Source organism: Myxococcus sp. CA033 (assembly GCF_013336625.1).
Classification (GTDB): domain Bacteria; phylum Myxococcota; class Myxococcia; order Myxococcales; family Myxococcaceae; genus Myxococcus; species Myxococcus llanfairpwllgwyngyllgogerychwyrndrobwllllantysiliogogogochensis.
Map to the genome: position 1 here is coordinate 96585 of NZ_JABUMU010000005.1, position 11795 is coordinate 108379.

General features: G+C 69.6%; 10 protein-coding genes. 2 read left to right on the forward strand and 8 right to left on the reverse strand.

Translation table 11 applies throughout. The features are described from left to right. Positions 1–91: 91 nt before the first annotated feature. The 3 genes from HUA78_RS15500 to HUA78_RS15510 form a co-directional block, all read right to left on the reverse strand. Positions 92–310, reverse strand: a complete 219-nt coding sequence (locus tag HUA78_RS15500; RefSeq protein WP_217442495.1) for a helix-turn-helix domain-containing protein — start codon at positions 308–310, stop codon at positions 92–94. Between the two features lie 121 nt (positions 311–431). Beyond that, positions 432–1565 carry an FAD-dependent monooxygenase gene (locus HUA78_RS15505; RefSeq protein WP_174476598.1) on the reverse strand — a complete coding sequence of 378 codons (1134 nt, stop codon included), beginning with the start codon at positions 1563–1565 and terminating at the stop codon, positions 432–434. After that, a complete protein-coding gene (locus HUA78_RS15510) occupies positions 1562–2173 on the reverse strand; it encodes a TetR/AcrR family transcriptional regulator (RefSeq protein ID WP_174476599.1) in 612 nt (203 codons plus the stop codon). Before HUA78_RS15510 ends, HUA78_RS15505 begins: the two co-directional genes overlap by 4 nt. Before the next feature lie 229 nt (positions 2174–2402). On the opposite strand from HUA78_RS15510, the gene HUA78_RS15515 reads away from it, so the two are divergent. Next, a complete protein-coding gene (locus tag HUA78_RS15515) occupies positions 2403–3449 on the forward strand; it encodes a hypothetical protein (protein WP_174456309.1) in 1047 nt (348 codons plus the stop codon). Between the two features lie 124 nt (positions 3450–3573). Further along, positions 3574–4659 (forward strand): peptidylprolyl isomerase, encoded by a 1086-nt coding sequence (locus tag HUA78_RS15520; protein ID WP_371745588.1) that lies wholly within the window; start codon positions 3574–3576, stop codon positions 4657–4659. A 16-nt stretch (positions 4660–4675) separates the two neighbouring features. On the opposite strand, the gene HUA78_RS15525 is transcribed toward HUA78_RS15520, so the two are convergent. The 5 genes from HUA78_RS15525 to HUA78_RS15545 all read right to left on the reverse strand — a co-directional run bounded on the left by HUA78_RS15525 (position 4676) and on the right by HUA78_RS15545 (position 11671). Beyond that, positions 4676–5050, reverse strand: coding sequence for a hypothetical protein (locus tag HUA78_RS15525; protein ID WP_246136909.1), 375 nt, complete (start codon positions 5048–5050; stop codon positions 4676–4678). Between the two features lie 80 nt (positions 5051–5130). Further along, a complete protein-coding gene (locus HUA78_RS15530; RefSeq protein WP_174476600.1) occupies positions 5131–8292 on the reverse strand; it encodes an efflux RND transporter permease subunit in 3162 nt (1053 codons plus the stop codon). A gap of 21 nt (positions 8293–8313) precedes the next feature. Next, entirely contained in the window at positions 8314–9462 is a 1149-nt protein-coding gene (locus HUA78_RS15535) for an efflux RND transporter periplasmic adaptor subunit (protein ID WP_174476748.1), read from the reverse strand. After that, complete coding sequence (locus tag HUA78_RS15540; RefSeq protein ID WP_174476601.1) at positions 9459–10826, reverse strand: TolC family protein; 1368 nt, start codon at positions 10824–10826, stop codon at positions 9459–9461. The genes HUA78_RS15535 and HUA78_RS15540 overlap by 4 nt, the downstream gene beginning before the upstream one ends. A 92-nt stretch (positions 10827–10918) precedes the next feature. Then, positions 10919–11671 carry a hypothetical protein gene (locus HUA78_RS15545; protein WP_174476602.1) on the reverse strand — a complete coding sequence of 251 codons (753 nt, stop codon included), beginning with the start codon at positions 11669–11671 and terminating at the stop codon, positions 10919–10921. Between the last annotated feature and the right edge of the window lie 124 nt (positions 11672–11795).

Sequence of the window (11795 nt, forward strand, 5' to 3'; positions counted from 1 at the left end):
CGGGCGCATGCGAGCAGCCCCAAGCCAATCCGCTGTCACTCGCTTCGGCGTCCTCGTCCCGCCATCCCATGGGGTGACGAGAAGCAGGGCGTCACACTTCGCGGCCCCGCGCCGGAGGCCGCGCATTGCGCTGACGCTCTTCCGCCAGACGCTCGACGTCACCTCGGCGAACGAGCCGTCGCCCGCTCATGGTGCGCAGCGCCGGCAGGCGGCCCTTGTCGCAGAGCACGCGCACCGTGTCGGGCGAAAGGCCCAGGACATGCCCGGCTTCGCTCGGCGTCAGAAGCTCTTCGGGGTCGCGATTCGACAAAAATGCCTCCCGCTCACGGTACGAAGATCCAGGTTCCTGGATCGCCGGAGGGAGTTAGGCATTGAACTGCGGTCCTGCAAGGGTGGGCGTGAAACACCACGGCCGCGGAAGGGCCCACGCCTCAGCCGACGGGCACGCCAGGCATGTCGCGGACGACCTTCTCGAGCTCCGCGCGGGCCACCGACTCCGGCGTCCACGCCATCGCCACGTCGCGCAGGCTTCGCGCGAGGCCGCTCTCCCACTGGGCGACCTTCCCGAGCATCCACGAGCGGTCGCGGATCCGCTCCGCGCGCGGGCGACGGAGGCTCTCGTAGCGGGCCAGCGCCGCGTCCGTGGGGCCCTGCGTCACCAGGAGCTGCGCGAGCGCGGCGGCGTCCTCGATGGCGAGCCCCGCGCCCTGCCCCAGGTTGGGCGTCACGGCGTGGGCGGCATCCCCGAGCAGCACGACGCGGGGACTCCACCAGCGCGGCGCGGAGCAATCCTCGATGTCGTTGTGCCGCAGCCCCTCCAGTCGCTCGAACGCCGCCAGCGCGGAGCGGGCCGGGTCCGCGAACTCGGCATACAGGGCCCGGAAGCCGGAGAGGTCCTTCCACGGCGGAGGCGCGCGACGCGGAGCATTGAGCGTGAGGAACACGTACGACTTCCCCGCTCCCAGCGGCACCACGCCCGCGCGCTTTCCCCGGCCCCACATCTCGACCACGCCGTCCCCGAAGTGCCCGTCGACCACGAGGCGCCAGCACGTGTAGCCGGAGTAGCGCGAGGGCACGTCGGCGCCGGGGACCTGGGCCCGCACGGTGGAGCGGATGCCGTCCGCGCCGACCACGACGTCATAGCGACCCGCCGTGCCGTCGGAGAACACCACGTCCACGCCGTCCGCGCCGCGCTCCAGGCTCGCGACCGTCACGCCGTGTCGCGGTGCGGGGGACGCGGCACGCAGGACCCGAAGCAGCTCGTTGCGGTGGATGGCCGTGGCCGGGAGCGGCATGTCCGGCATCGCGTACGCCGTCTGCTGGAGCACGCGGCCAGAGGCGTCCGTGATTCGGGCCAGGCCCACCGGATGCCCGGCGGCGACGACGGCCTCGTGCAACGCAAGCCCCTTCATCACCGACATCACATTGGGGCCGAGCACGATGCCCGCGCCCTCGTCCTCGTAGGAGGGCCGCCGCTCGACGAGGTCGGCCTCCACATCACGACGCGCCAGGGCCGCGCCCAGCGCGAGCCCACCGATTCCACCGCCGACAATCAGCACCTTCACGACGACCTCCTGGAACCCAGTCCGACGAGCAGCGTGGCCAAGCTGCGGCGCAAGACGTCCCTCGCTTCGGCCCCCGTCGAGTTCGTCAGCGGCGAGAGCATGCGCAGCACCGCCGCGTGGTACACGGAGAAGACAAGCTCCGCCGCCAGTTGGAGCTCCACGTCCGCTCGCAGCTCTCCGCTCGCCTTCGCCTCGTCCACGATTCGCGCCAGCGCGCCGACCAACCTCGCCAGCGCGGGCCGGTGCAGCGACTCGGCGGCGCCCGTGAGCCACGGCAGCTCCTTCACCACGGCACGGGCCAGCTCGGGCTGCGAGGCGTAGTGCGCCAGGAGCGGTGTGAACAGGTGCATGCACCGGTCGACGAAGGCGCCGTCCGGCAGGGACGACACGGCCTGCTCGACCAGCGGCATCGCCTCCGCGCGCCACAGCTCGTGCAGGAGCGCGTCCTTCGTCTCGCCGTACACCAGCACCGTGCCCGTCGCGACGCCCGCCTCCTCGGCAATGGCTCGCACCGTCGTGCCCGCGTACCCGCGCTCCACGAACAGCCGCTTCGCCGCGGCGCGGATCCGCTCCCACTTGTCGCTCTTGGCTCGCTCACGCAGGGACATATTGAACCCGTTCAAACTTGAACACGTTCAATATTCGACGAGTCTTTCCTCGTCAATGGGGTGATGTCCACCCCCTGCGGCCTGCTCAAGAGTCCAATGATTCCAAGGGCCTGCGGACTCGGGCTCACCGCGTTCGCGGGGTTCGCGATGAAGGCCCGACCGACGCAACTCTTGCCCGGTGATCCCGATAATCCCTGCAGGTTCCATCCAATTTATCGTGAGGCCCCCCATGGGTTTCGACATCCGCAAGACGCTCAACACCGTCCGCACCAACGTCCAGAAGACCGTCCAGGACGTGCAGAAGACCGTCCAGGAGAACAAGGAGCTCATCAAGGGCGGGACCGCGGTCGCGACCCAGAGCGCGAAGGCCTTCGGCTTCGGCAAGGACGCCTTCCAGCAGATCAAGAACATCAAGAAGGGCGCCGAGGGCCTGCTGACGGGCAAGAACCTCGACTTCGTCAGCAACCCCACCTACGCCAAGGGCGAGTTCAAGGGCCTGACCAAGCTGGGCGCGAACATGAAGGCCTTCGCGCGCCACGCGGGCATCCCCGGCGCGCTCTTGTCGGGCGCCACGGCCGTCAAGGACATCCGCCAGGCCATCCGCACCGGTAGCAAGGACGACATCATCAGCGCCACGCGCTCGACGCTGGACGCGACCAAGGCCGGCCTCACCGCCGCGACGGGTGGCATCGTCGGCGGCAAGGTGATGGGCGGCGTGCTCGGCGGCACCGTCTTCAAGGACAAGCTGGAGGCCGGCAAGAAGGCCGTCGACGCCTTCAAGAGCAAGCTCCCCAACGCCAGCGACGACGTGCTCAAGGCCGTCAAGAACGTCGCCACCAAGGGCGTCTTCGAGGGCGCCACGGCGAGCGGCATCACCAAGGCCGCCAAGAACGTCGCCGCGGACGTGGCGAAGACGGGCGGCACGCTGGCCGAGGGCATCCTGGGCAGCGGCACGCGCCAGGCCGCCAAGGCCGCGCTGAAGGAGGTTGGCACGGAGGTCGGTGAGGCCGCCCTCAAGCAGGGCGCGAAGGCCGCTGGCACCACCGCCGCCAAGGCGCTGGGCCGGTTCGCTCCGGGCGTCAACGTGGCCATCGCCGCGGTCGACGTGGCCAACGCGGGCGCGACGCTGATGGACAAGAACGCGAGCACGGGCAAGAAGGTGACGTCCGTCATCACCGCCGTGGGCTCCATCGCTGCGGCCACCAACATCCCGATTGTCAGCCAGGTCGGCGCCGCGGTCTCCACGGTGTCCAGCATCGTGGGCGCGTTCTTCTAATCAGCGCCCCGCCCTTCGGGGTTTGTCAGAGCGGCTCGGCTGGACTATGCCCTGGTCCATGCCGAGCCGTCGCTTTTCCCCCCATTGGCGCGGACGCTGGCACGCCTATCTCCCGGGAGCATTCGTGAGCAGCAAGCAACGGACTCAAGGACCTGGTCGGGGAGTCGAGCGCCTCCTCAAGATGAGCCCGGTGGTGAGCACCGTCTCCGAGGAGGCCCTCACCCTTCCCAGCGTGGCGGCCCCCTCCCTGGAGGGAATCTCGGTGCTCGTCCCCACCCCGGACGACCTGACGCAAGAAGACCTCCTGCGCGCCTTCCACGAGAAGCGCCGCGCCCTGGCCACCACGCGCGAGCGTCAACCGGGCGAGTCGCTGGAGATGGGCGACGAGGTGCAGCTCAACATCGTGGGGTACTGCGATGGGCACCTCATCCCCTTCTCCGCGCGCTTCGGCATGAAGACGGAGCTGGCGCCCATCGAGGCGCTGCCCGGGTTCTGCGAGGCCGTGGAGGAGGGTGGGAAGGTGGGCGAGTCCATGCAGATCGCCCTGGAGCTGTCGGACACCTATCCAGTGGAGTCCCTGCGCGGCAAGCCCGCGCGCTTCCTCGTGGACGTCGTCGGCGCGCATCAGGTGACGATGCCGCCGGAGAGCAGCCCGGAGTTCCTCGAGCAGCTTGGGATGGGCGGCACCCTGGAAGAGGTGCTGCTCCACCTCCGTGACACGCTAGAGGACGAGGGCGCGGCGGAGCTCTGGGTGCGGGCCCGGGACATGGTGCTGGACGAGGTGGCCCGGCGTGCGCCGGTGGAGCTGCCCCGCGCGCTGGTGGACGAGGAGCTGCGCCGCCGCTGGGTCCAGGCCGAGGGACAGTCCCTGGTCGAGCACCAGTTCGACGTCGACGAGCAGCGGGAGGCGCTCCAGGGCTGGCTGACGGACCCCACCACGCGCGCGGACGCCGAGCGCCGGCTGCACATCGGCATCGTGCTGAAGGCCGTCACCGAGGCGGAGAAGCTTCAGCTCACGCCAGAGAAGCTGGAGCAGTTGATCCGCGACCACACGGCGCCCTTCGGGCTCACCGCGGAGGACACCCACGCCGCCCTGCGCGAGTCGCCGGAGACGACGAAGCGACTGACCGAGCTGGCCTGGTACCTGCTCGCGGTGGAGCACGTGATGAACAAGGCGAAGCTCACCTTCGAGGGCGCGGAGCAGGGCTGAGGCGCCTCGCGCGCCCTCAGCTCTCGCTGAACCAGAGGCCCACGCCGCCGAGCAGGCCCAGGCCCAGGAACAGCGCCGCGAGCCCCCACGTCTGGCCGCGCGACCACCGGAGCGACTCGCCATACCGGTGGCCGCACACCAGGATGAGAAGGGCCAGGCCCAGGCAGATGGATGCGGGCCCCAGGGCCACCAGCACCTTGCGCGGTGTGCCGCTCACGTCGAGGACCGCCAGCAGCAGCAGCGGCCAGAAGCCGATGATGAGCAGGCCGACCACGAGCCCCAGTCCCCACCGCCCCTCGGGCGAGTCCAGCTCCATGAAGTCCAGGAACCGCGACCACCATGAGCGGTGCGGCTCCAGCGGCTCTCGACGTCGGGGGGCAGTGGGCTGCACGCGTGGGGACTCCTGGGAGTCGTGACGTTCTAGTGCAGCACGACGCTGATTTGAAGAAGGCGCGGGCGATGCGTGAACGGTCAGCCCTGGCCTTCGGCCAACCTCGTCTCCCGCCGAGCCCCGTCACCGGGAGCCCCGACGGGACGCCGCGCCTCGCCGCGCGGCTTCTGCATCAGCACATAGAGGCCGGGGATGAAGGCGAAGTTCACCACCGTGGACACGAGCATGCCTCCGAACACGGCCGTCCCCAGCGAGTTGCGCGAGGCGGCGCCCGCGCCCTCCGCGGTCATCAGCGGCACCACGCCCAGCAGGAAGGCCAACGACGTCATGAGGATGGGGCGCAGGCGGACCTCCGCCGCCTCCACCACCGCGTCAACGGCGCTCTTGCCGCTCTCGCGCAACTGCTCCGCGAACTCCACGATGAGGATGGCGTTCTTGCTCGCCAGGCCCACCAGCATGACGAGCCCCAACTGACAGAACACGTCGTTGGCGAACCCTCGCATCCACTGCAACCCCAGCGCCCCCAGGATGGCCAGCGGCACGGAGAGGATGATGACCAGCGGAAGGGTGAAGCTCTCGTACTGCGCCGCGAGCACCAGGAACACGAACAGCAGCCCCAGTCCGAACATGACCAGCGTCTCCCCACCGCTCTGCCGCTGCTCCAGGCTGATGCCCGTCCACTCCGCGCTCATCCCCTGCGGAAGGACCTGCGCGGCCAGTGACTCCATCGCATCCATGGCCTGACCGGAGGACACCCCCGGCGCGGCCTGACCGCTCAGCTCCACCGCGCGGAAGAGGTTGTAGTGGCGGATGCCCTGCGCGGAGACCGTGGGCGCCACCTTCACCAGTGACTCCAGCGGAATCATGTCTCCGCTGTCGCTGCGCACGTAGAAGGCGCCAATGTCATTCGGGCTGTCGCGGAACTGTTGCTCGGCCTGGACATAGACGCGGTACGAGCGGTTCGCGTAGTTGAAGTCGTTGACGTACTGGCTGCCCATGTAGACCTGCATCGTGCTGAAGATCTGCTCGATGGGGACCCCCAGCGCCTTGGCCATCTGCCGGTCCACCTCCACGTCCAGCAGCGGTGTGTCCGCGTTGAAGCCCGTGAAGACGCCGCGCAACCGGCCCTCCTCGTTGCCCTTCGCCATCAACTCCTGGACCGTGGCGGCGAGCTGGTCCAGCGAGGAGGTGCCGGCGACGTCCTCGACCATGAACTGGAAGCCGCCGACGCTGCCCACGCCCCGGATGGCCGGAGGCTGGAAGGGCATCACCCGCGCGCCGTCGATGCGCCCGAACGGCCCGCGCAGCCGCTCCACCAGCGCGGCCACGGACTGGTCCTTCCCCGGCCGCTCGTCCCACGGCTTCAGCGGGACGAAGATGCTGGCCATGTTGGGGCCCGTGCCCTGAGAGGAGAAACCACCGTTGGCGAAGATGGCGCGCACCTCGGGCTGCGCCTTCAGCACCGCCTCCACCTGCTCCATCACCTTCTCCGTCTCGGCCAGCGACGTCCCCTCCGGCCCCTGCACGGAGACCAGGAGGTAGCCCTGGTCCTCGTCGGGAATGAAGCCCTTGGGCGTGGCTCGCACGAGCGCCAACGTGGCGCCGAGGCACAGGAAGAACGCCACCAGGATGATGACCGGGCGCTTCAGCAGCCTTCGCAGGTTCCGGCCATAGGCGACCCGAATCCCGTCGAGCACCGTGTCCACCTGCCGGAAGAGCCACCACTTCTCCCCCGTGTGGTGCACGAGCATCCGCGCGCTCAAGGCGGGAGTGAGCGTGCAGGCGCAGAAGGTGGAGAGCGCCACCGAGGCGGCGATGGTCAGCGCGAACTGGCGGTAGATGGCGCCCGTGGTGCCGGGAAAGAGCGCCACCGGGACGAACACCGCCACCAGCACGATGGAGATGGCGATGACCGCGCCCGCCACCTCCTTCATGCCCTCGCGAGCGGCCTCCGCGGCCGACAGCTTCCGCTCCACCATGAGCCGCTCGATGTTCTCGATGACCACGATGGCGTCATCGACGACGAGGCCCGTGGCCAGGGTGAGGCCGAACAAGGTGAGGGTGTTGATGGAGAAGTCCATCAACCGCACGAAGGCGAAGGTGCCCACCAGCGAGACGGGGAGCGTGAGGGCGGTGATGAGCACGCTGCGCCAGCCATGCAGGAACAGGAAGATGACGAGGATGACGAGGACAATCGCCTCCACCAAGGTTCGGAGCACCTCATGGACGGTGGCGCGCACCGCGAGCGTGGTGTCCGTGCCCGTCCGGTACGTCATGCCCGGAGGGAACTGCGTGGACAACCGCTCCAGTTCCTTGAAGACGGCGTCACGCACGTCCAGGGCATTGGCGGTGGGCAACTGGAAGGTGACGATTCCCACCGCCTGCTTCCCGTCGAAGCGCAAGAGCGTGCTGTAGTTCTCCGCGCCCATCTCCACGCGGCCCACGTCCTTCACCCGGACGCTCTTGCCGTCATGCTGGCGCAGCAGGACGATGTCACCGAACTCCTCCGGCTCCACCAGTCGCCCTCGGGCCCGCACAGAGAGCTGGTAGGGCTGGTCCGCCGCGGACGGAGGCTGGCCCACCTGGCCCGCGGCCACCTGGAGGTTCTGCTCCTGCAACGCACGCGTCACGTCCTGCGGGGTGAGCTTGCGCCGCGCCAGCTCCGTGGGGTCCAACCACAGGCGCATGGAGAACTTGCGCTCGCCGAAGATGCGGACTTCACCGACGCCTCGCACGCGCTTGATGGCGTCCTTGAGATTCACGTCGGCGTAGTTGCTGAGGAACTTCACGTCGTAGCGGTCGTCCGGGCTGAAGAGCGCCACGGACAGCAGAATCTGGCTGGAGGCCTTGTTGACGACGATGCCCGTCTGGTTCACCTGCGAGGGCAGGCGCGAGGCCGCGCGGCTGACCCGGTTCTGCACGTCGACGGCGGCCACCTCGATGTCGCGCGTGGACTCGAAGGTGATGATGATCTGGCTGGAGCCGTCGTTGCTGCTGGTGGAGGTGATGTAGCGCATGCCCTCCACGCCGTTGAGCTCCTGCTCCAGCGGGATGGTGACGGCGCTCTCCACGACCTCGGCGCTGGCGCCGACGTAGTTGGCCGTCACCGTCACCTGCGGGGGTGCCAGGTCCGGGTATTGAGCGATGGGCAGCGTCGGGATGGCGATGGCACCCACCAGCGTCAGCAGGATGGAGCAGACGATGGCGAAGACGGGCCTGCGGATGAAGAAGTCGATGAACATGGTGCGCTGGGTCCCCTGGGTTCAGCGACGGCTCTTGCGAAGGTCGTTCTTCACGGCCTCCGCGCGCGGTGCGGATGCGGTGGCCTTCACCGTCACGGGCATGCCGTCGCGCAGGGCCTGGATGGCCGAGACGGCCACGAGGTCTCCCGCCTTGAGGCCTCCTTCCACGACGTAGGTCCTGTCCCCCAGCGCACCGAGGGTGATGGGCCGGCGCGCCACCACCATCCGGCCCTCCTGCTCCTGAACCACCAGCGCGAAGGGCTGGCCGCTCTGGCGCACCACCGCGAGCGCCGGAATCTGCAGGGCGTCACGGTGGGAGTAGACGATGCGCGTGCGCACCAACTCGCTGGGGCGCAGGCCGACGGTGTTGCGGAAGGCCGCCTTCACCTCCACCAGTTGGGTGCGCGGGTCGGCCTGGGGCGCGATGAAGAAGACGGAGCTGGTGAGCACCACCCTGCCCTGGACGTCGAGGACCTCCAACACCGTGTCCGGCTTCATCGAGCGCGCGCGGGACGACGGCACGGAGACGCTCACCTCGAGGACGTCCGCCTGCGCCACGCTGGTCAACTCCGTGGAGGCGCTGACGAAGTCTCCCACGCGCACCAGCACGTCACCCACGGTGCCGGCGAAGGGGGCACGCACCACGTTGAGCTGGAGCTGCACCTGACGCTGCGTCACCTGCGCGACGGAGGAGCGCGCGGCGGCCTCGGCGGCCTGCACCTGGGCCCGGGCGCCCTCCAACTCCTGCACACTCGCGAGGCCCTCCCCATGGAGCGCCTCCGTACGGGCCAGCGTGCGGCGCGACAGCTCCAGGTTCACCTGTGACGCGCTGAGCTGGGCCTGGGCGCTGTCGAGCGCCGCCGACTCCTCTCTCGCGTCCACCTCCACCAGTGGCGCGCCTTCCGCGACCTGCTGTCCGGGGCGCACGGGGATGCGGCGCACGGAGCCCGCCACCTGCGGCAGCACCGTCACGCTTCGCCGCGACAGCAGTGAGCCCAGGTACTCGCTGGTGTCCCGCACCTCCTGGGGCGCCACCACCACCACCGCCACCTCGCGAGGCGGAGGCGCCGCAGGAGCCGCCTTCTGACCCGAGCAGCCCGCCACCGCCGACAGCACCACCACACGCCACACCGACTTCTTCAGCGCCTTGAGGGGACGCACCCACTTCACCAGTCGCACCGGGCCTCCGTCAGGAATGCGGCCAGGCGTGCCTGGACTCGCTCGAATTCACGCAGCACCAGGTTCAGCTCCGCCTGGCGGAGGGCCGCTCCGCTCTGCACCAGCTCGAGGCTGCTGCCACGGCCCACTTCAAAAGAACGGCGGGTGAGCGTGTCGGTCCGCTCCGCGAGCGCTCTCGACTCGACAGCCGTCTTCACCAGCGCCTCGGCGACCTCCACACCGCGCCGTGCCTGGACCACTTCCAGGGCCACGTCGCGGTGCGCGCCCTCCAGCGCCGCGGCGGACTGCTCCTCTATGCCCGTGCGCTCACGCACCAGGCCCTCGCGTCCGCCTCCCTCCCAGAGGGGCACCGACAGCACGGCGGCGACATTCCAGGTAGCGAACCGACCGAAGCCCGGGTCCGTGGTGAGACCGAAGAGGGTGCTGGAGACGCCCAGCGTGGGCAGGTAGCCCGCGGAGGCCTGACGCCGGCTGTCGCGCGCGGACTCCACCTGTGCCCGCGCCGCCAACAAATCCGCGCGCGCGTCCAGGCGCTCCAGCGGCGCGCAGTCCTGGCGTGTCTGCTCCACCAACCCCTGGAGGTTGAAGGTCGGGTCGACCCCCACCGCATGGCCGAAGCCCAGTGAGAGCCCCAGCGACTCGCGAGCCTGTCGCAGCTGCTCGTCACCGGCGATGAGCACGCTCCTCGCCACCGCCACGTCCTGACTCACGCGCACCACGTCCAAGGGAGTGCCCGCGCCCAGTTCCAAGATGCGCTGGGTGAGGGCCTCGCTCTCCAGGGCCCGCCGCAGGCCCACTCGGTTGATTTCGGCGGCGCGCTCGGCGGCGACGGTGGCCACCAGCGCCTGGGCCAGGCCCAGCGTGAGGCGACGCCGTACGTCCTGGAGGCTCGCCACCGCGCCCGCCTCCGAGGCCCGGGCCGACGACAGCCCTCGCCACGCGCTCAGGTCCACCAGCGACTGCGTCAGCGTCGCGGAGACGGTCCCCAGTGGCACCGTGGGCGTGCGCCCGCTCACGCCAGCCCCCGTCCCCTGTCCCGGGTTCACCGCTGGAGTGTCGGGGTTGAGCACGTCCAGGGCCACGCTGGCCTGGACGCGTGCATTGGGCAGCAGCACCGACAGCGCCTGGCGCCACCGGCCACTCGCACGCCGCACCCCTGCCTCCACGCCGCGCAGGTCCGTGGACCGCTCACGCACCAGGGCCAGCGCTTCGTCCCAGGTCTTCACCTGCTGCGCGGCGGGTGGAACAGGGGCGAGCATCGCGTCCTCCACCCTGGGTGGCGCGGCGACAGGAGGGAGCTCGGACTGAACGGACGTGGCGATGAGCGCGAGAAGGAGGACGGAAGAAGTGGCCATACGCCAGACATGGATGAGGGAGGTGGAGTGCCCAGACCGGGCACTCCCGAGGGTGCGCTGAGCACCCTCGGGAGCACGGGCATGGGGAACAGCTAGCTGCGCGGGGGCAACAGCTTGAAGACGGAGGCTTCGATGGGCGCGTCATAGCGAGCGCCCTGGATGACCTTCTCGCCCTGCTGGCCGTCGCCCTCCCACTTCACGCGGTGGCTCACCATGATGCCGTCCACGCTGCGGAAGTCGGAGAAGGTGATGGCCTTGTTGTACGCCTTGCCCTCATGGATTCCGGCGTAGGTGCGGCGCACTTCCAGGAAGGACTTCTGGTCGATGAAGCGGACCTGGGTGGTGGTGCCACGGGTGAGGACCAGCTTGAACGTGGGAGTGCCGTTCACGTCGTCCGCGCCGTCCATCGCCAGCGAGACGCCCTGGGCCTTCGGGTCCAGCAGCGCGTCATCGAAGTGCGCGCCCTCGGCCAGCGCCGTGTTCTTCTCCTTGTCCAGCCGCTGTGGCGCGGCAGAGCCCTCCACCGTCCAGCCCTGATTGCCGTCGAACATCTTGGTGAAGGATGTGCCGTTCTTGTCCGTGTCGTGGCGCATGAGGTTGGGGCGGGCACGCCGCACGTTCGTGGTCGTGACGGTGCTGCCCTCCGTGGCGACGACGGTGAACTGGTAGGTCTTCGCGGCCTTGAGGCGCGCCTTGCCGCCCATGGCCTGGAGGTGCTTGTCGACGACGGACTGGAGCGACAGCTTGCCCTGGGCGCATTCGGCACCTTCGCCAGCGCTTGCGAGGGCAGGAGCGAACGTCAGACCAAGGGCGAGCAACGAGGAAACAAAGGACCTGCGCGGCATGGGGTGCCTCCGTGGGTGACTGGGTGACGGAAGGCACTGTGCCCGCGCGAGCGCCGCGCGGCCGGAGTGTTCAGCCGGTGGGGACGGACATGCGGCGAACCGGCACCACCGTGCGGCGAACGGG

Bases quoted from the DNA above. Each gene is read 5' to 3' on its own strand.
- HUA78_RS15515 (WP_174456309.1), top strand. From the start codon at position 2,403: ATGGGTTTCGACATCCGCAAGACGCTCAACACCGTCCGCACCAACGTC.
- HUA78_RS15510 (WP_174476599.1), bottom strand. From the start codon at position 2,173: ATGTCCCTGCGTGAGCGAGCCAAGAGCGACAAGTGGGAGCGGATCCGC.
- HUA78_RS15530 (WP_174476600.1), bottom strand. From the start codon at position 8,292: ATGTTCATCGACTTCTTCATCCGCAGGCCCGTCTTCGCCATCGTCTGC.
- HUA78_RS15540 (WP_174476601.1), bottom strand. From the start codon at position 10,826: ATGGCCACTTCTTCCGTCCTCCTTCTCGCGCTCATCGCCACGTCCGTT.
- HUA78_RS15545 (WP_174476602.1), bottom strand. From the start codon at position 11,671: ATGCCGCGCAGGTCCTTTGTTTCCTCGTTGCTCGCCCTTGGTCTGACG.